At 64.9% G+C, this 17700-nt stretch carries 17 protein-coding genes and 1 riboswitch; of the genes, 8 read left to right on the forward strand and 9 right to left on the reverse strand.

Features of this window, described 5'->3' with window-relative positions; translation table 11 throughout:
• Positions 1 to 96: 96 nt before the first annotated feature.
• Positions 97 to 1116, reverse strand: coding sequence for a DUF2804 domain-containing protein (locus PKA57_RS10425; RefSeq protein WP_324300263.1), 1020 nt, complete (start codon positions 1114 to 1116; stop codon positions 97 to 99).
• A gap of 100 nt (positions 1117 to 1216) precedes the next feature.
• Between PKA57_RS10425 and PKA57_RS10430 the strand changes: the two genes are divergently transcribed.
• A complete protein-coding gene (locus PKA57_RS10430) occupies positions 1217 to 2164 on the forward strand; it encodes a radical SAM protein (RefSeq protein WP_324300265.1) in 948 nt (315 codons plus the stop codon).
• A 129-nt stretch (positions 2165 to 2293) separates the two neighbouring features.
• Positions 2294 to 2710, forward strand: coding sequence for a hypothetical protein (locus PKA57_RS10435; protein ID WP_324300267.1), 417 nt, complete (start codon positions 2294 to 2296; stop codon positions 2708 to 2710).
• Between the two features lie 73 nt (positions 2711 to 2783).
• On the opposite strand, the gene PKA57_RS10440 is transcribed toward PKA57_RS10435, so the two are convergent.
• Genes PKA57_RS10440 through PKA57_RS10450 form a run of 3 tightly spaced genes read right to left on the reverse strand, consistent with a single transcriptional unit; the run spans position 2784 to position 5039 of the window.
• Positions 2784 to 3494: an LrgB family protein gene (locus PKA57_RS10440; RefSeq protein ID WP_324300270.1), complete on the reverse strand. Its 711-nt coding sequence runs from the start codon at positions 3492 to 3494 to the stop codon at positions 2784 to 2786.
• A complete protein-coding gene (locus tag PKA57_RS10445; protein WP_324300272.1) occupies positions 3491 to 3874 on the reverse strand; it encodes a CidA/LrgA family protein in 384 nt (127 codons plus the stop codon). The genes PKA57_RS10440 and PKA57_RS10445 overlap by 4 nt, the downstream gene beginning before the upstream one ends.
• A 4-nt stretch (positions 3875 to 3878) precedes the next feature.
• Positions 3879 to 5039 (reverse strand): 2'-deoxycytidine 5'-triphosphate deaminase, encoded by a 1161-nt coding sequence (locus tag PKA57_RS10450; protein WP_324300274.1) that lies wholly within the window; start codon positions 5037 to 5039, stop codon positions 3879 to 3881.
• Between the two features lie 260 nt (positions 5040 to 5299).
• Positions 5300 to 5379, forward strand: a riboswitch (SAM riboswitch).
• Positions 5380 to 5454: 75 nt separating this feature from the next.
• Here PKA57_RS10450 and metZ point away from each other — a divergent pair.
• The 4 genes from metZ (at position 5455) to argE (ending at position 10609) form a co-directional block, all read left to right on the forward strand.
• Entirely contained in the window at positions 5455 to 6633 is a 1179-nt protein-coding gene (gene metZ / locus PKA57_RS10455; protein WP_324300276.1) for an O-succinylhomoserine sulfhydrylase, read from the forward strand.
• 200 nt (positions 6634 to 6833) lie between these two features.
• Positions 6834 to 7226 (forward strand): Co2+/Mg2+ efflux protein ApaG, encoded by a 393-nt coding sequence (gene apaG, locus PKA57_RS10460; RefSeq protein WP_324300278.1) that lies wholly within the window; start codon positions 6834 to 6836, stop codon positions 7224 to 7226.
• Between the two features lie 152 nt (positions 7227 to 7378).
• The gene (locus PKA57_RS10465; RefSeq protein WP_324300280.1) at positions 7379 to 9370 is read left to right on the forward strand and encodes an SDR family oxidoreductase; all 1992 of its coding nucleotides are present in this window, start codon (positions 7379 to 7381) and stop codon (positions 9368 to 9370) included.
• Between the two features lie 69 nt (positions 9371 to 9439).
• Entirely contained in the window at positions 9440 to 10609 is a 1170-nt protein-coding gene (gene argE / locus PKA57_RS10470; RefSeq protein WP_324300282.1) for an acetylornithine deacetylase, read from the forward strand.
• 21 nt (positions 10610 to 10630) lie between these two features.
• Here argE and PKA57_RS10475 read toward each other — a convergent pair whose 3' ends face one another.
• The 5 genes from PKA57_RS10475 to PKA57_RS10495 all read right to left on the reverse strand — a co-directional run bounded on the left by PKA57_RS10475 (position 10631) and on the right by PKA57_RS10495 (position 15604).
• Complete coding sequence (locus PKA57_RS10475; protein ID WP_324300284.1) at positions 10631 to 11245, reverse strand: hypothetical protein; 615 nt, start codon at positions 11243 to 11245, stop codon at positions 10631 to 10633.
• Entirely contained in the window at positions 11242 to 12243 is a 1002-nt protein-coding gene (locus PKA57_RS10480; RefSeq protein ID WP_324300286.1) for an Hsp33 family molecular chaperone, read from the reverse strand. Before PKA57_RS10480 ends, PKA57_RS10475 begins: the two co-directional genes overlap by 4 nt.
• A gap of 9 nt (positions 12244 to 12252) precedes the next feature.
• A complete protein-coding gene (gene argF / locus PKA57_RS10485; protein WP_324300288.1) occupies positions 12253 to 13212 on the reverse strand; it encodes an ornithine carbamoyltransferase in 960 nt (319 codons plus the stop codon).
• Positions 13209 to 14420, reverse strand: a complete 1212-nt coding sequence (locus PKA57_RS10490) for an aspartate aminotransferase family protein (RefSeq protein ID WP_324300290.1) — start codon at positions 14418 to 14420, stop codon at positions 13209 to 13211. The genes argF and PKA57_RS10490 overlap by 4 nt, the downstream gene beginning before the upstream one ends.
• Positions 14421 to 14773: 353 nt before the next feature.
• Positions 14774 to 15604, reverse strand: coding sequence for an ABC transporter permease (locus PKA57_RS10495; RefSeq protein WP_324300292.1), 831 nt, complete (start codon positions 15602 to 15604; stop codon positions 14774 to 14776).
• 320 nt (positions 15605 to 15924) lie between these two features.
• Between PKA57_RS10495 and PKA57_RS10500 the strand changes: the two genes are divergently transcribed.
• Both PKA57_RS10500 and PKA57_RS10505 read left to right on the forward strand, forming a co-directional pair.
• Positions 15925 to 16446 (forward strand): GcrA family cell cycle regulator, encoded by a 522-nt coding sequence (locus tag PKA57_RS10500; RefSeq protein ID WP_324300294.1) that lies wholly within the window; start codon positions 15925 to 15927, stop codon positions 16444 to 16446.
• 143 nt (positions 16447 to 16589) lie between these two features.
• Positions 16590 to 17693, forward strand: coding sequence for an NADH:flavin oxidoreductase/NADH oxidase (locus tag PKA57_RS10505; protein ID WP_324300296.1), 1104 nt, complete (start codon positions 16590 to 16592; stop codon positions 17691 to 17693).
• Positions 17694 to 17700: the final 7 nt, after the last annotated feature.

A 17700-nucleotide genomic window follows, 5' to 3' on the forward strand; every position in this document is an offset into this window, starting at 1 on the left:
GAACCCTCGTCGTAAGCTTGGGAAGCTTCTGCTCTACCATTGAGCTACACCCGCGTTCGCCTTTAGTAGCGCGGGGCCAGCGCCCGGCGCAAGAGGCTACCAGCGGTTCCGCACCTCCTCGGCAAAGCCGAGGAGCCGGTTCACCTCGAGCCTGCTGCCATCGTCCAGCACCACCTGCCCCGTGAAGCGGCCGAAGACCTGATGCTGGATGGAGCGCAGGAGCTTCAGGTCGAAATTCGCGCTGCGGTCGATGATGGGCTCGAACTCCATTTCGAAGCGCCCGTCGCTGCTCGTGAAGCGCCAGGGCGCGCCGTCATAGGTTCCTTGCGGGATGTGGAAGGCCACATCGGCGAGCTTGTGCGCGCGCCCGTCGACGAAGAGCATGTTCTCGCTCGCCGCCGAGGTGTCGCCGAAACCATAGCCGATGTTGAAACCGAAAGGCCGCCCGCCGACGAGCCCCGAGGCCGAACCCCAATACCAGGTGTTGTCATAGGTCCAGACGCCGCGCCCCCAATCGAGCACGCCGAAGGCCGAGCGCGGCTCGAAGGCAAAGCGCCGGCCGTCGAAAACGATCTCGCCCTCGGCCGGCAGGCAATTGATCTTCTGGTTGTAATAGAAAGCGCGCGGCGCTCCGGCGAAAGGCGTCGCGATGACCATGCGGTCCATGGGAGGCTGGGCGAGCCACAACTCCCCCTCTAGCCCCCTGCCGCCCGCAAAGCCTGGATAATCGATGCTGAGCCGCCTCCCGCCCGGCTCGTGGCGGAAGGCGAGCGACACCTTCGAGTGGCGCTGAACGATGTCGCCCGTATCGGCGCTTTCGGGAAGCCCCATTCGCCCGCGCGGGAAGGCGAGCATGACGCTGTCGTTGAGCGCCACGGGCGCGCTGAAGTCGAGCCATGAAGCCGCGAGCAGGCCCATATAGGAATTGTCCGCGACGGTAAGGGCGAGGCCGTAATCCCCGGCGAGGATGCAGTAATAGTCCCATTCCTTGATGCGGTACCAGGGCGCGCGAATGGCGCCGCGGCGATAGCGCTTCACCTCGGCGCGCACCCAGCCGCGTTCGGCGAGCATGCCCGCCCCGTCCAGAAGATCGCCGCCCGTCAATTCATGCTGCATGCCCCTGCCCCCCTCGCGCTATGCCGGCAGTCTAGCGGGCCTCGCCGTTTTGTGAACAGCGCCCCTCCCCCGAAATGCTATACCTGCCGGCATGACCGACATGTCCCGAACCATCCTGCCGCTCGAAAAATTCTCCGACCCAGACATCACGGCGAAGGGGGAACGACGCGCATCGGTCGCTTTCCGCTCTCTCGAAACGCTCTGGATCAATACCGGCACGCTCTGCAACATCGAGTGCGCGAACTGCTACATCCATTCAAGCCCGACCGAGGACCGACTGTCCTACATCACGGCCGCGGAGGTCGGGTTCTTCCTCGACGAGATCGAGCGCGAACAGCTCGGGACCCGCGAGATCGGCTTCACGGGCGGCGAGCCTTTCATGAACCCCGACCTCATCGCCATGGCCGGAGATGCGCTGGGGCGCGGCCATGAGGTGCTGATCCTCACCAATGCGATGCAGCCCATGATGCGGCCTGCGCCGCGCGCGGGGCTCCTCCGCCTCAAGGACGCCCATGGCACAAGGCTCCGGCTCAGGGTCAGCCTCGATCATTATACGGATGAACTGCACGACCGGGAGCGGGGACCGGACAGTTTCGCGCGGACGATGGCGGGCTTGCGCTTTCTCGCGCGGGAGGGGTTCGCGCTCGCGGTGGCGGGCCGCACCATATCTGGCGAGAACGAGGCGGCGGAGCGCGCGGGCTTCGCGGCGCTCTTTGCGCGCGAGAACATCCCCGTCGATGCGAACGACCCCGGCGCTCTCGTGCTCTTCCCGGAGATGGACGAGAAGGCGGATGTGCCGGAGATCACGACCGCCTGCTGGGGCATCCTCCATGTCGACCCCGCGACCATCATGTGCGCGACGAGCCGCATGGTGGTGAAGCGGAAGGGCGCGGCCCGCCCCCGCGTCGTCGCCTGCACGCTCATTCCCGACGATCCGCAATTCGATCTCGGAGAGACGCTTGCCGAAAGTTTCCGACCCGTGAAGCTCAATCACCGGCATTGCGCGAAATTCTGCGTTCTGGGCGGCGGGAGCTGCTCCGCCGGCTGACATCCCCGGGCGGGGGTGCCCCCCGCTTTGACCTCGATCAATGAACGCCCGCAGCGCCTGATCCAAGCTTGCCTCCTGTCGAGGGTGGCGCGCCGCATGGGCGCGCCCTCGAAGCGAGGAGAACGGACAATGACAGCGAAATCTCTGATTTTGGCGGGTGTTGCAGTGGCCGGACTCTTCGCCGGCGCGGCATTCGCCGATGTGTACATGAAGGGCGAAGACGTGGCCAAACTCATCGTCGGCAAGACGATCGAGGGGCAGTACCGGGAGTGCGGCGCGGGCCGAAACGACTTTCAGGAGTACTACGAGAAGAACGGCACCATTCGCGGCCGCGAGCGCCCCTGCAACATTCAGGGCTCATGGACCAAGTATGGCGGCACATGGGCGGTCAAGGAAGGCAAGTTCTGCATCACGCTCGGGCCCAATCGTCCGAACGGCTGCTACGACTACCAGATCGACAAGTCCGGCACGCTGCGCCGCGTGAACGAGGCCGGCGTCACGGACCTCACCTTCAAGATCTATGACGGAAACCCGGATCATCTCTGATTTCCGTCGGACGTTGCGCGGCCGGCCTGTTTTCCCCTGACCCCCCGGGGCCGGCCGTCGCAACCCTCCACACTCAATGCGCAAAGGCGATCCAGAGAAGCGGCAGCACGATCGCCGTGACGATGCCGTTCAGCGCCATGGCGACGCCCGAGAATGTGCCCGCCCGCCAGCTCACCTGAAAGGCGCGCGCCGTGCCCATGCCATGCGCGGCTATGCCCATGGCAAAGCCGCGGGCACGCTCGTCGCGGACGCGAACCATGTTGAAAAGCGCGCTGCCGAAGATCGCCCCGATGCCGCCCGTGATGATGACGAAGGCCGCCGTGAGCGCCGGTATGCCGCCGATCTCGGAGGCGATGCCCATGGCGATCGGCGTCGTCACCGATTTGGGCGCAAGGGAGCGGATCGTCTCGATATCGGCGCCCATCGCATAGCCGATGAGGACGGCGGAGAGCACCGCCGCCGACGAGCCGATGACGAGCGCCACCACCATCGGCACGAGCGCGCTCCTGACCTCGGCGAAGTTGAGATAGAGCGGAACGGCAAGCCCAACAGTCGCCGGCCCGAGCAGCCAGAGCAGGATCGCCCCGCCGCGCGAATAATCCGCATAAGACACATCGGAAAAGACGAGCAGGGCGATGATGGGAGCGGCGGCGATGAAGACCGGGTTGGCGGCCGGGTGCCCTTTGAGCTTCTCCTGCACCCAGCGCGCGCCCAGATAGGCCGCGAGCGTCACGCAGAGCCACAGCATTCCCTCTCCGGCGAACCAGACATGCTGCGCCGTCATTCGTCGCTTCTCCCTTGCCCGGTGAGCCGCGCGGTCCAGTGAAAGGCAAGCACGCCCGCGATGAGGGCGATGAAGGTGCCGCCCGTCAGCGCCGCGACGATCGGAAGGAGATCCTGGCGCACCAGCGCCGCATAGGCCATCACGCCCACACCCGCCGGAATATAAAAAAGATTGAGATGCCGGAGCAGGAATTCGGCCATGCGGCGCAAGGGCTGCGGTACGCGGCCAAGAAAGGCGAACACGCCAAGAAGGATCAATATGCCGATCACCGTTCCCGGCACGGGAAGATGCAGCAGGGCGGCCACGCGCCCGCCCGCCCAGTTGCAGAGCACGAGCACGAGAAAGGCCGCCGCATAGGGAATGACGCCGCGCGCCCGCATGTCGTCAGAGCGGCTTGAAGTGTTTCGAGAGCTTCAGCCCCTGACGCTGATAGTTCGAGCCCATGCGCTCGCCGTAAAGCACGGCTGGCCGATCCGTCAGGCGCTCATAGACGAGGCGGCCGATGGTCTGGCCATGCTCCAGGATGAAGGGCACATCATGGCTGCGCACCTCGAGAACGGCACGGCTTCCGAGGCCGCCTGCCTCCTTCGCGCCGAAACCCGGATCGAAGAAACCGGCATAGTGCACGCGGAACTCGCCCACCAGCGGATTGTAGGGCACCATTTCGGCGGCATGGCTCGCCGGCACATGGACCGCCTCGCGGGAGGCGAGAATGTAGAATTCATCCGGGTCGAGAATGAGCCCCTTGCCCGGGCGCACATGAAGCGGATCCCAGAAATCGAGAACGTCATAGGCCGCGCGGCGGTCCACATCGATCACGCCGGAATGACGCTTGGCGCGAAAGCCGATGATGCCCCCTTCCCGCTCGGGCTGAAGATTGACGGTGAGGCCGAGGCCGCCATCGATATCGGCGTCGCCATCCACAAGCCCGACCTCCTCGTGGAGGCGGCGCATCTCCGCGTCTGAATGCGTCGCCGTTCCGCGGCGGAAGCGGATCTGCGCGAGGCGCGAACCCGGGCGCACGAGAATGGGAAAGCTGCGCGGCGAGATTTCGAGATAGAGATGCCCCTTGTAGCCCGCCGCCACCTGATCGAACTCGGTCGAGAAATCCGTGATGACGCGCGTGAAGACATCGAGCCGGCCGGTCGAGCTTTTCGGGTTGGCGGCGGCCGAGGTGCGCTCGGAAAGCGCCAGCGCCTCGACGAGCGGCACGAGATAGACGCAGCCCGTCTCGAGCACCGCCCCTTCGGAAAGGTCGATCCTGTGCAGCGTCAGTTCCTCGACCCGCTCCATCACACCGCGATCGGGGCCGGGGAGGAAACTCGCACGCAGCCGGTAGGCTTGCGTTCCGAGCCGCAGGTCGAGACTTGCCGGCTGAATCTGCTCGCGCTCGATCTCGCGCGTTGCCCAGATCTCGCGTTCACGGATCATCGCCTGAATGGCGTGTGCCGGCAGAATGCCGGTCGCAAATGCCTGACCCGGCCCGACGCGACGGGGCTCGGCATCTTCATAGTTCGGAAAAAGATCGTCCACCGCACTGGTCATCGACATACCCTGCCTCAGGATCGGCCATCGGGCCGCCCGCTGTTATAGGTCGAGGCGCCGCCAGCGGGAAGCACCGAGGCAGATGTGCAGGCCGAACGACGATTGTTCCCCGTTTGTACCAATTTTCCATGATACTCAGCAGGCGCAGCGCCGTTTCGGGCCTCGCCTCACGCGCTCGCTGTTCCCGCCCGCAGCCGCAGGAAACGCGCAGACGCGGCGAGTGCCGCGCTTGACGCATCCCGGCAATGGGAATTAAATGCGCGCCGATCCGTGGTGATTTTAGCCGACCGGCTTGCGGCCACGTAAAACAACCCGCTAAACAGGTCGGGTTCCGCGAAGCCCCGACCCCCTGCCGGTCGGGTTTTTCGTTTCCGGCGACCCTCGGGCCGGCCGACATTCAGGCAGGCAAGTCATCATGACCAAAACCTATCGTCCCCGTACCGCCCTCGTTCATGGCGGTGCGCGCAGGAGCCAGTTCGGCGAGACCAGCGAAGCGCTCTTCCTCACCTCCGGCTACACCTACGAATCCATGGAAGCGGCAGAGAAGCGCTTCACCGGCGAGGAGCCGGGCTTCGTCTATAGCCGCTTCGCGAACCCGACGGTCCGCATGTTCGAGGAACGCATGGCGCTGCTGGAAGGGGCGGAGGATGCGCGGGCAACGGCGAGCGGCATGGCGGCCGTCACCGCGGCGATCCTTTGTTCGCTCAAGGCGGGCGATCACATCCTTTCGTCGCAGGCGGTTTTCGGCTCCTGCCGCTTCATCGTCGAGACGCTGGCCCCGCGCTTCGGCATTTCCTCCACGCTCGTCGACGGGCGAGATCTCGACCAGTGGAAGAAGGCCATCAGGCCCAACACGCGGATCGTCTTCCTCGAATCGCCCTCCAACCCGACGCTCGAAGTGATCGACATCAGGGCCGTCGCCGAGATCGCGCATGCGGCCGGGGCACTGCTCATCGTGGACAATGTGTTCGCGACGCCCGTTCTGCAGCGTCCGCTCGAACTCGGCGCCGATATCGTCGTCTATTCGGCGACCAAGCATATTGACGGACAGGGACGCTGTCTCGGCGGCGTGGTGCTCTCCTCCAAACAGTGGATCGCCGACCATCTGGCCAATTTCCTGCGTCAGACTGGCCCCGCCATCAGCCCCTTCAATGCCTGGGTGATGCTCAAGAGCCTCGAGACGCTCGATCTGCGCGTGCGCGAACATGCGCGCAATGGCGAGGCGGTCGCCCGCTTCCTCGAAGACCATCCCAAGGTCACGCGCGTTCTCCATCCCGCGCTCAAGAGCCATCCGCAGCACGAGCTGGCCATGAGCCAGATGGAGATGGGCGGCAACGTCATGGCCTTCGACGTGAAGGGTGGAAAGGAAGGCGCTTTCCGCTTCGCCAATGCGCTCGACATCATCAAGATTTCGAACAATCTCGGCGACGCCAAAAGCCTCATCACCCATCCCGCGACGACCACGCATCAGCGCCTTACGCCCGAGCAGCGGGCGGCGAGCGGCATCAGCGAGGGCATGTTGCGGCTTTCCATCGGGCTCGAAGATCCGCAGGACCTGATGGAAGACCTCGACGCGGCGCTGGCGGGGATCTGAGATCCCTGCTGCTGCGCGATGCTGGCGCCCGGACACACGGCGTTAATGCAACCTTAGCGGATTGTCTTTAATGTGAACGATCGGAGGCCCATGGCGGGCGAGTCCAGGTTTTCGCAAGTAGAGGCCGCATTTCCTGTAGCGCCCGCAAGGTCGCCTTCGCTCAACGTCAGCGGATGATGCATTCGCGCAAGGACAGCACGATGTACAGTTCCCAGACCAACTCCATCCACATCAAGGTCGAGCCGACCTATCTCGAGGATCAGTCCGAGCCCGACCAGGACTACTATGTCTGGGCCTATCACGTCGTGATCGAGAACCGGGGCGAGAAGACCGTGCAGCTTCGCTCGCGCTACTGGAAGATCACCGATGCGAGCGGCCATGTGCACGAAGTGCGCGGTCCGGGCGTCGTCGGCGAACAGCCCGTTCTGAAGCCGGGCGAACGCTTCGAATATACGAGCGGCACCCCCCTCGCCACGCCCTTCGGCATCATGTTCGGCAACTACCAGATGGAAACGGACAGGGGCGAAACCTTCATCGTCGACATTCCGGCCTTCTCGCTCGACTGCCCGCATGTGACGGCCCTGCCGAACTGACGTAGCGTCCCCCTTCACCAAACTGGCGTTTTTTCCCCGATCTCGCGTAGCATGACTGCGGGAGGCGGGGGGGCCTTCCTGTCTCCTGGGCCGGACTTTGTCCTCCCGCAGAAAACGCCCGGAACCGCAAGGGTCCGGCGAGGGGAGGAGCCATGAACTATCTTGTGACCGGGGGGACCGGCTTTCTCGGCCGTCATCTCATCGACGAACTCGTGAAGCGCAAGGGCACGATCTATGTGCTTGTGCGGCCGGGCTCGAAGGAAAAGCTGAAGCGCCTGAGCGAGCGCTGGGGCGCCGAGGCCGCGCGCGTCGTGGCCGTGACGGGCGATATCGAGAAGAAGCGCATGGGCGTCGCCCCTGCCGAGATCGCAAAGCTCAAGGGCAAGGTCGATCACGTCTTCCACCTCGCCGCGATCTACGACATCGCCAATGAGGACGAAGCCGCGCAGATGGCCGCCAATGTGGACGGCACGCGGCATGCACTCGAACTCGCCGAGGCGGTCGGCGCCAAATGCTTCCATCACGTCAGCTCGATCGCGGCGGCGGGGCTTTTCTCCGGCTGGTGGCGCGAAGACATGTTCGAGGAATGGGAGAACGGCAGGCACCCCTATTTCTCGACCAAGCATGCCTCCGAAGCCGTGGTGCGGAACGAGGCGAAGATGCCCTGGCGCATCTACCGGCCCGGGATCGTCGTGGGGCACTCGAAGACGGGCGAGATCGACAAGATCGACGGGCCTTACGTCTTCTTCCGCATGCTCAAGAAACTGCGCCGCATGCTGCCGCCCTGGGTGCCGCTCGTCGGCATAGAAGGCGGCTACATCAACATCGTGCCGGTCGATTTCGTGACCCGGGCGCTCGATCACATCGCGCACAAGCCGAAGCTCGACGGACACACATTCCACCTCACGAACCCGGAACATCTGCGCGTCGGCCAGGTGCTCAACATGTTCGCGCGGGCGGCGAACGCGCCACAATTCACGGTGCGCGTCGATGCGCGCATGTTCGCCTTCATCCCGAAGGGCCTGCGCGACAGCCTTATGCGGCTGCCGCCGGTGAAGTCGATCGTCGAAAGCGTTCTCGGCGATCTCGGCATCCCGCGCGCGACGCTCAAATTCTTCAACTACCCGACGCGCTTCGACAGCCGCGATGCCGAAAAAGCGCTCAAGGGCTCAGGCATCGCCTGTCCGCCGCTCGAATCCTATGCGGGCTTTCTCTGGGATTACTGGGAGCGCAATCTCGATCCCGACCTCTTCCGCGACCGCTCGCTCTCGGGCGCGGTCAGAGGGAAGACGGTGCTCATCACCGGCGCCTCGTCCGGCATCGGACACGCCACAGCGCTCAAGGTCGCGGCGGCGGGCGGCCGGGTGCTCATCGTCGCGCGCGATGTCGAAAAACTCGCGGCGACGAAGGCCGAGATCGAGGCCGCCGGTGGAGAGGCGCATACCTACAGCGCCGACATCGCCGACATGGCCTCCAGCGACAAGCTCATCCAGCAGGTGCTGAAGGATCACGGCGGCGTGGACATTCTCGTCAACAATGCGGGCCGCTCGATCCGCCGCTCCGTGCATCTCTCCTATGATCGCTTCCATGATTTCGAGCGCACGATGCAGCTCAATTATTTCGGCGCGCTCAGGCTCATCATGGGGTTCCTGCCCTCGATGGTGGAGCGCAACCGCGGCCAGATCATCAACATTCTCTCCATCGGCGTGCAGGTGAACCAGCCGCGCTTCTCGGCCTATGTCGCGTCCAAGGCCGCGCTCGGCGCCTTTGCCCGCTGCGCCCAGCCCGAGTTCCATCACAACAATATCGCCTTCACCAACATTTACATGCCGCTGGTGAAAACGCCGATGATCGCGCCGACCAAGATCTATGACAGCGTGCCGACGCTGGCACCCGACGATGCCGCCGATCTCATCTGCGAAGGGATCATCGAACGGCCGAAGCGGATCGCGACGCGCCTCGGCACGTTCGGCGAGGTGCTGTGGGCGCTGGCGCCCAACATCACCAACATTCTCTTCAACACCACCTTCCGCCTCTTCCCGGATTCGGCGGCGGCAAAGGGCGAGAAGCCCGCGCCAAGCGAGGCGCAGGCCTCGAACGAGGCGGTGGCGCTCGCGGCGCTCACCCGCGGCCTGCACTGGTAGCGTTCGTTCGGCTCTCCCCCTCGAGGGGGAGGCAGGCTATGTTGGGCATCCTTCAGCAGAGGATGCCCAATGCCCGCCAAACGCCTCAGCACGCGCGAGATGCTCGAAAGGCTCGTCAGCTTCGATACGACGAGCCGCAATTCCAATCTCGAACTCATTGCCTTCGTCGAGACCTATCTTTCGGCTCATGGCGTCTCCTGCCGGCTCATCGCCAATGAAGACGACACCAAGGCCAATCTCTTCGCGACGATCGGCCCGGCCGACCGGGCGGGCGGCATCGTGCTATCGGGCCATACGGATGTCGTACCCGTCGACGGGCAGGACTGGACGAGCGATCCCTTCGCCGTCGTCGAGCGCGAGGGCAGGCTCGTCGGCCGCGGAACGAGCGACATGAAGGGCTTCATCGCCTCGGCGCTCGCCCATGTGCCGGAATTTCTCGCGCGCGGGCCGCAGATCCCCGTTCATCTCGCGCTTTCCTATGACGAGGAGGTCGGCTGTCTCGGCGTCAGGCCGATGATCGACGCGGTCATCCGTACACTGCCGAAGCCGCAGGTCGTGATCGTCGGCGAGCCTTCGAGCATGAAGGTCGTCAATGCGCATAAGGGCATCCAGTCCTATGTGACGAAGGTGACGGGCCTCGAATTCCATTCGAGCCAGACACACCAGGGCGTGAGCGCCATCCAGTATGCGGCGGAACTCATCACCTTCCTCATGAAGCTGGCGGACGAGATGCGCGAGAGGGGCGATGCGACGGGCCGTTTCCGTCCGCCCTACACGACGATCAGCGTCGGCACCATCAAGGGCGGCAGCGCGGTCAACATCATTCCCCGCTCCTGCACCTTCGGATGGGAGTGCCGGCCGCTTCCCGATCTCGATCCGGAGGAGATCATCACCCGCTTCACGGCCTTCGCCGAGCGGGAGGTTCTGCCGCGCATGAGAGCCATCTATCCGCAGGCGGGCATCGAAACGTCGGTACGCGCCCGCTCGCCGGGGCTTGCGCCCGAGGAAGGCTCACCCGCCGAAACGCTGGTGATGAAGCTCGCCCAATGCAATTCGGCCGAGGCGGTCTCCTACAATACGGAGGCCGGGCTCTTTCAGCTTGCCGACATTCCGACCGTCGTGTGCGGCCCCGGCTCGATCGATCAGGCGCACAAGCCCGACGAATTCATCGAGCTTTCACAGCTTGCCGAATGCGACCGCTTCATGATGCGGCTTGCCGAATTTGCCGGGGGCGCTTAGCAGCGCCTCCGGCAGCCCCCATCAGGGCACCATCACCGGCGACATGGTGCGATTGACCTCGGCGGTGAGCGCCGTATCGAATTTCTGCGCGATGATGTTCATCAGCTCGAAATAGGCGCGATCTCGCTCGTTGAGATTGGCACTCTGGAGGATCGTCTTCTCGCCCGTCGCGACGACATTCGCGGAGTAATTCGCGTAGTTGCCCGGCTGGTCGCCCTGGATCGCGACGCTGAGCTTCGCCTTGAGCGTCGCTGTGAGCTTCGTGTCGACCTGATCGCCGAAGAAGCCCTCGACGCCGCCTTTGACCGGAAGCTTCGTCTCGACGACGCTGCCATCGAGAATGGTCAGTGTCGCGATGCCGCGCTGGCCGACGGCGACGAGGCGCGTATCGGCCCAGCGATGGGCGATGCCCGCGGGCGTCACCGTATGGAGCTGCTCCACATTCGGCGCGCGGCCGGGCGGGTTGTAGCGATCGTCGATCGCGACCGAGGAGACGGAGAGCTTGATCGGCTTGCCGACAAAGCCGATCTCGGCCTTGGGCGCCGGCGCCGGTTCGTTGGCGCAGGCGCCAAGCAGCGCCGCCGAAGCGACAAGCATGGCGGCTGCAACTCCGCGCATCGACACTCGCCAGATCATTCCATTCCCTCCTTCAGTTCATCCTCCGCAAAGCGGTAGACCTCGCTGCAGAATTCGCATGTCGCCTCGATGACGCCTTCGGTCGCCAGTTCCTCGATTTCGTCGCGCCCGAAGGAACGGATCACCGAGCCCATCCGCTCGCGCGAACAGCGGCAGCCAAAAGCAATGTCGGCGGGATCGTAGGCGCGAACGCCATCCTCATGAAAGAGCCGGTAGAGAAGCCGGGTCGGCGCAAGCTCGGGATCGAGAAGCTCGTGATCCTCGACAGTGTCGATCAGGATCGACGCGCGGTTCCAGTTCTCTTCCTCGTCGCTCGGCGGGCTTTGGTCCTCGGCCTCGCGATGGCCGGTGAGACCGCCATCGCGGGCGATGTGCTGGATCATGATCGCGCCGGCGCGCCAGGACGTCGCCGCATGGCCGGACGCATCGCGCCGGTAGAGCGGACCGGCGGCAAGGCGGATGCGCGTCGCCACCTGCTCGGAACTTGCGAAATACTCATGCGCCGCGTGGGAGAGCCCCTCGGTGTCGAGCGCGACGATGCCCTGATAGCGCTCCATGTCCTCGCCCTGATCGATGGTCATGGCGAGATAGCCTTCGCCGAGCAGATCCGCCGTCGAGACGTGACCGGCGGCGAGGTTCGCGGCGAGGCGCTCGTCATCCAGTTGCGCATAGCCGCGCACATGGCCCGCCTCGCCCTCCTCGCCCGTCTCGTAATCCGCGACAAGCATGCGGACGGGGCCCTTGCCCTGTGTCTGGAGCGTGAAGCGTCCCTTGAATTTCAGCGCCGAGCCGATCATCGCGGTGAGCGCGATCGCCTCGCCGAGAAGGCGCGAAACGGGCTCGGGATAGGCGTGGCGCGTCAGCACGCGATCGACGAGCGGCCCGAGGCGCACGACGCGGCCGCGAATGCCCAGCCCCTCGATCTGGAAGGGCTGGACGAGATCGTCGGCACTGAATTCGAAATGGCCGGTCAGGGAGCGCGGCTCCGTGTCACTCATGAAAGGCACTCATCGGGAAAAGCACCAGGCAAGCACGCTCTTCTGCGCATGGAGGCGATTTTCCGCTTCATCCCAGACCACCGATTGCGGCCCGTCGATCACTTCCGCCGTCATTTCCTCGTCGCGATGCGCGGGAAGGCAATGCATGAAGATCGCATCCTTCTTCGCAGCCGCCATGAGGCGGGAGTTGACCTGATAGGGCGCGAGCAGGTTGTGCCGGTGGCGCGCCTTCTCCGCCGGCGTTCCCATCGACACCCAGGTGTCGGTGGTCACGCAGTCGGCGTTCTTCACCGCCTCGAAAGGATCGGCGGTGAGCACGATATTCGCGCCCTTGTTCCTCGCCCAGGCGAGCACCTCGGCATCGGGCGCAAGTTCGGGCGGGCAGGCAAGGCGCAGCTCGAAATCGAGCTGGGCCGCCGCGTGAATCCAGGACGTGACCATGTTGTTGCCGTCGCCCACCCAGGCGATGCGGCGGCCCTTGATCGGCCCCTTGTGCTCCTCGAAGGTCATCACATCGGCCATGAGCTGGCAGGGATGAGACTTGTCGGTGAGCCCGTTGATCACCGGAACGCTCGCATATTTCGCGAGATCGAGAAGATGCTTGTGATCGGTCGTGCGGATCATGATCGCATCGACATAGCGCGAGAGAACGCGGGCCGTGTCGGCGATGGTTTCGCCGCGGCCGAGCTGGGTGTCGTTGCCGTTGAGCAGCAGCGTCTCGCCGCCGAGCTGGCGCATGGCGACATCGAAGGAGACGCGGGTACGGGTCGAGGGCTTCTCGAAGATCATGGCGAGGAGCTTGCCCTTGAGGGGGCTGTCCTCATCGGGCTCGGCATGAGGCCGCCCCTCGCGCGAAGCCTTGCGCTGGGTGGCATTGTCGAGCATGGCGCGAATTTCGCCGGGCCGGACCTCGCTCAGATCGAGGAAATGCCTCGGCTGGAGCCGTTCCATCGTGCTGGCGGCGCTCATTGGGCCCCCTGTGCGGCGGTTGCCGCCTGTGCAAGTTGCGCTTCGAGCGTCATGCAGGCCCGCTCGATCTTTTCCACCGCCTCGTCGAGGTGGCTCTCGTCGATGATGAGCGGCGGGAGAAGGCGCACCACATTGTCGCCCGCGCCGACCGTCAGGAGGTGCTCGTCGCGCAACGCCTGAACGAGATCGGTATTGGGCACATGGGTCCTGATGCCGAGCATCAGCGCCTCGCCGCGCACGCTCTCGATGATCGCCGGATGGCGGTCGGCGAGCATGGCGAGCTTCTGGCGCAGCTTGAGGCCGATCGCGCGCACATGGGCGAGGAATTCGGGCGCCGCCATCATGCCGACGGCGGCCTCCGCCACGGCCATGGCAAGCGGATTGCCGCCATAGGTCGAGCCATGCGTGCCGACCGTCATGCCGCGCGCGGCCGTTTCGGTCGCGAGGCAGGCGCCGACGGGAAAGCCGCCGCCCAGCGCCTTTGCGACCGCCATGATGTCGGGCGTGACGCCGGAAAGCTCGTGCGCGAAGAGCCGTCCCGTGCGGCCGAAGCCCGTCTGCACCTCGTCGAGCACGAGAAGGATGCCCGCCTCGTCGCAGAGCGCGCGGATGCGCCGCAACTGCTCGCCCGGAAGCACGCGGATGCCGCCCTCGCCCTGAATGGGCTCGATGAGGATGCCGGCCGTCTTGGGGCCGATCGCCGCCTCGAGCGCCTTCATGTCGCCGAAAGGCAGGTGCTGGAAGCCCGGCATGTCGGGGCCGAAGCCTTCCATGTATTTCCTGTTGCCGCCCGCCGAGATGGTGGCGAGCGTGCGGCCATGGAAGGCGCCCTCGAAGGTGATGAGCTCGTTCCGTTCGGGATTGCCGCCCGCGTAGTGATAGCGCCGCGCCATCTTGATCGCGCATTCGAGCGCCTCGGCGCCGGAATTGGTGAAAAAGACGGTGTCGGCGAAGGTCAGGTCCACGAGCTTGCGGGCGAGCTTCTCCTGACCCGGAATCCTGTAGATGTTGGAGACGTGCCAGACCTTCTGCGCCTGCTCGGTCAGTGCGCTCACCAGCACCGGATGGGCATGGCCGAGCGCATTGACGGCGATGCCGGCGCCGAAATCGAGATAGCGCTCACCTTTCACGGTGAAGAGATAGGGCCCTTCGCCCTTCTCGAATTCGAGATCGGCCCGCGCATAGGTCGGCAAAACTGGGGTAATCACGATAAATCCTTCTCTTTTCTTCCTGGGCCGCTTTGCTCTGACCTCCGGTTCCAAAATCCGGGAGAGCATCGCTAGCCGGGCGACGGTGGGGAATTGCGAACGACAAAAAGTGGCTTCCCGCGCACCTCGCCGGTGCCCGGGTTCTCTCTGTCAGCTTCGTCGTTTCCCGTTCAGGATCATTCGATCACTCCGTCCCCTCGCCGGGCGGCCGGGCCTTCCTTGCGCCCGATGGCATGCGCCCAATAGAAAAAGCCGCCTTATGCGGGCGGCGATCCGAGAAGCATTGGAGTATTACGGAGCGAGGCGGGGGCTGTCAATCCGCCCGCCGCCATCATGTTCCATAATTTAAAGCCCTACCCCTTCAGCCGGTAGCCGCGCCGGAAGAGCCGGTCGCTCACGATCCAGAGCACGGCATTGATGGCGATGGTGAGGACGACGCCGGTCTCGATGGAGCTGTCCGCCTGCCCGGTGAAGCCATAGCGGAAGCCGTCGATCAGATAGAAGACCGGGTTCCAATGCGTGATCGTGTGGGCAAAGCCCGGCAACTGCTCGACCGAATAGAAAGTGCCCGACAGGAAGGTGAGCGGCAGGACGATGAAATTCGTCACCGCCTGGAGATGATCGAACTTCTCCGACCAGATGCCGCCGATCATGCCGAGAAGCGAAAGCATCAGCGAGGCCCCCACCGCGAAGAAGACCACCGCCCATAGATGCGCCACCTGAAGCCCCACGAAAGGGAGCATGCTCGCCGCGGTGACGAGGCCGACGACCACGCCACGCGTGACGCCTGCCATCGCGATCCCGAAATTGAGTTCGCCGGGCGAAAGAGGCGGCATGAGCAGATCGACGATATTGCCCTGCACCTTGGAAATCAGGATCGACGAAGACGTATTGGCGAAGGCGTTCTGGATCATCGTCATCATGATGAGGCCCGGCGCCAGAAACTCGATGAAGGGAACGCCATGAACGGCGGGGCGCAGATGCCCGACCGCGAGCGCGAAAATCGCAAGATAGAGAAGCGTCGTGATGACGGGCGCGACAATCGTCTGCACAAGGACTTTCCAGAAGCGCCGCACTTCCTTCACGTAGAGCGTCCAGGTGCCGAGCCAGTTGACCGCGCCGAAGCGGCGCGCGCCGCGCGTGGGGAAGCGCGGGATCGAAGGCTCGTCCGAAGCAGTGGTCATCGCGTTCTCCGTCTTCCTTTATCTCGTCGGGCTCTTTCTCGCCGGGCCGTGAGCTTTACGCCGTCGGCATGGCGGAGGCAATTGTCTGGAAAAGCCTGAATTCCTGTGGATAAGGGGTAGCACGCCCGCACGGCATGGTTGCGGAAATATGCCCTCATCTTGTATATTTACCTTCACGGCCTACGAAATCTAGTGCTGCAAAATGGCCTTTGCGACGTCCCGTCCTCACTCGCTTCCGGGCGTCGCCTTATCGGCCTCGATCGGCATCCCGCGAGTCACGCGGGCCGGCATGAGCATCGAGGCGAGGGGAAGGTGATTCAATGTGGACCGATGAACGCGTTGAAATGTTGAAGAAGCTCTGGGCGGACGGGCTGAGCGCAAGCCAGGTGGCCAAGCAGCTTGGCGGGGTGACGCGTAACGCCGTGATCGGCAAGGTGCACCGTCTGGGCCTTTCCGGCCGCGCGACGCCGAGCCGCCCGGCACGGCCCCGGACGCAGACCACGCGGACCATGCCGCCCCTGCGCGGGCGCCCCGATCCGCTGGTCGCGGAGCGCAGGGTGGAAGATGTCCGCAGCGCGGCGCCGATCATCGAACGGGCCGAGATCGCCCGTGTCGAGGCAGAGGAAGTGATCGACCCGGCCAAGAGGGCGACCGTTCTGACACTCACCGAGCACACCTGCAAGTGGCCGATCGGCGATCCGGGCCGGCCGGGCTTCCACTTCTGCGGGCGCGGCGCGGACTCCAATTCGCCCTATTGCGCGGAACACGCACGGCTCGCCTACCAGCCCGTGCAGCCGCGGCGCAATCGCGACCGTCTGCGCAAGGACAGCTACGCGATCTGACAATCGCGAGGGCCTGAACAAAAACCGGCAACCCGATTTTCGGGGAGGCCGGTTTTTTGTTGCTCGGGTGGCGGTTCGACTTTCGCGGTCCCGGCATTAATCTCGCCACCATACGCAATGACCTGCCGACGAGAGGATTGCCGATGAGCCATCTCTTCCAGCCCGTCAGCCTCGACGGGCTCACCCTCGAAAACCGCATCGTCATCGCGCCCATGTGCCAGTATTCGGCCGATGAGGGCGCGGCGACCGACTGGCACCTCATTCACCTCGGCAATCTGGCGCTTTCGGGCGCGGGCCTCCTCATCGTCGAGGCGACCGCGGTGGAGCCCGAGGGACGTATTTCACCGGCCGATCTCGGCCTCTGGTCCGACCGGACGGAAGAAGCCCTTGGCCGCGTCCTTCGCGCCGTCCGCAAGTGGTCGCCCATTCCCGTCGCGATCCAGCTCGCCCATGCGGGCCGCAAGGCGTCGACCCGCGCGCCGTGGGAAGGCGGCAAGCAGATCGCTGCCGGCGATGGCGGCTGGCGGACAGTCGCGCCGAGCGCCCTTCCCTTCGCCGCCACGGACAACGCGCCCATGGCGCTCGACCGTGCGGGGCTTCAGCGGGTGAAGGAGGCTTTCGCGGCTTCGGCCGTCCGCGCGCACCGTCTCGGCTTTTGCGCGATCGAGCTTCATGCCGCCCATGGCTATCTGCTGCACGAGTTTCTCTCGCCGCTCTCCAATCGGCGCGACGACAGCTATGGCGGCTCGCTTGAAAACCGGATGCGCTTTCCGTTGGAAGTCTTCGAGGCGATACGCGCGGCCGTCCCGGCCGGGATACCGGTCGGCATTCGCGTGTCGGCGACGGATTGGGCGGAGGGCGGATGGGACCTCGACCAGACCGCCGCCCTGGCCCACAAGCTCGAGGAACGGGGCGCGGCCTATATCCATGTGTCGAGCGGCGGCCTCACGCCCGCACAGAAGATCGCCGCCGGGCCCGGCTATCAGGTGCCCTTCGCCGAAAGGCTGAAGCGCGAAACGAAGCTCCCCGTCATCGCGGTCGGCCTCATCACCGAAGCCCGGCAGGCCGAGGAGATCGTCGCTTCGGGGAAAGCCGATCTCGTCGCGCTCGCCCGCGGTGTGCTCTACGATCCGCGCTGGCCGTGGCATGCGGCGGCGGAACTCGGCGCGCAGGCGCATGCGCCGAACCAGTATCTGCGTTCGCAGCCGCCCACTCTCAAAGCACTGCTGAAGCCCTACGGGACCTGAGGCAGCC

Origin of the sequence: Parvibaculum sp., from assembly GCF_035325945.1 — a bacterium.
Classification (GTDB): domain Bacteria; phylum Pseudomonadota; class Alphaproteobacteria; order Parvibaculales; family Parvibaculaceae; genus Parvibaculum.

What these genes read in the sequence shown, in the direction of transcription:
- PKA57_RS10425 (WP_324300263.1), bottom strand. Translation starts at nt 1,116, where the DNA reads ATGCAGCATGAATTGACGGGCGGCGATCTTCTGGACGGGGCGGGCATG.
- PKA57_RS10430 (WP_324300265.1), top strand. Translation starts at nt 1,217, where the DNA reads ATGTCCCGAACCATCCTGCCGCTCGAAAAATTCTCCGACCCAGACATC.
- PKA57_RS10435 (WP_324300267.1), top strand. Translation starts at nt 2,294, where the DNA reads ATGACAGCGAAATCTCTGATTTTGGCGGGTGTTGCAGTGGCCGGACTC.
- PKA57_RS10440 (WP_324300270.1), bottom strand. Translation starts at nt 3,494, where the DNA reads ATGACGGCGCAGCATGTCTGGTTCGCCGGAGAGGGAATGCTGTGGCTC.
- PKA57_RS10445 (WP_324300272.1), bottom strand. Translation starts at nt 3,874, where the DNA reads ATGCGGGCGCGCGGCGTCATTCCCTATGCGGCGGCCTTTCTCGTGCTC.
- PKA57_RS10450 (WP_324300274.1), bottom strand. Translation starts at nt 5,039, where the DNA reads ATGACCAGTGCGGTGGACGATCTTTTTCCGAACTATGAAGATGCCGAG.
- metZ (WP_324300276.1), top strand. Translation starts at nt 5,455, where the DNA reads ATGACCAAAACCTATCGTCCCCGTACCGCCCTCGTTCATGGCGGTGCG.
- apaG (WP_324300278.1), top strand. Translation starts at nt 6,834, where the DNA reads ATGTACAGTTCCCAGACCAACTCCATCCACATCAAGGTCGAGCCGACC.
- PKA57_RS10465 (WP_324300280.1), top strand. Translation starts at nt 7,379, where the DNA reads ATGAACTATCTTGTGACCGGGGGGACCGGCTTTCTCGGCCGTCATCTC.
- argE (WP_324300282.1), top strand. Translation starts at nt 9,440, where the DNA reads ATGCCCGCCAAACGCCTCAGCACGCGCGAGATGCTCGAAAGGCTCGTC.
- PKA57_RS10475 (WP_324300284.1), bottom strand. Translation starts at nt 11,245, where the DNA reads ATGATCTGGCGAGTGTCGATGCGCGGAGTTGCAGCCGCCATGCTTGTC.
- PKA57_RS10480 (WP_324300286.1), bottom strand. Translation starts at nt 12,243, where the DNA reads ATGAGTGACACGGAGCCGCGCTCCCTGACCGGCCATTTCGAATTCAGT.
- argF (WP_324300288.1), bottom strand. Translation starts at nt 13,212, where the DNA reads ATGAGCGCCGCCAGCACGATGGAACGGCTCCAGCCGAGGCATTTCCTC.
- PKA57_RS10495 (WP_324300292.1), bottom strand. Translation starts at nt 15,604, where the DNA reads ATGACCACTGCTTCGGACGAGCCTTCGATCCCGCGCTTCCCCACGCGC.
- PKA57_RS10500 (WP_324300294.1), top strand. Translation starts at nt 15,925, where the DNA reads ATGTGGACCGATGAACGCGTTGAAATGTTGAAGAAGCTCTGGGCGGAC.
- PKA57_RS10505 (WP_324300296.1), top strand. Translation starts at nt 16,590, where the DNA reads ATGAGCCATCTCTTCCAGCCCGTCAGCCTCGACGGGCTCACCCTCGAA.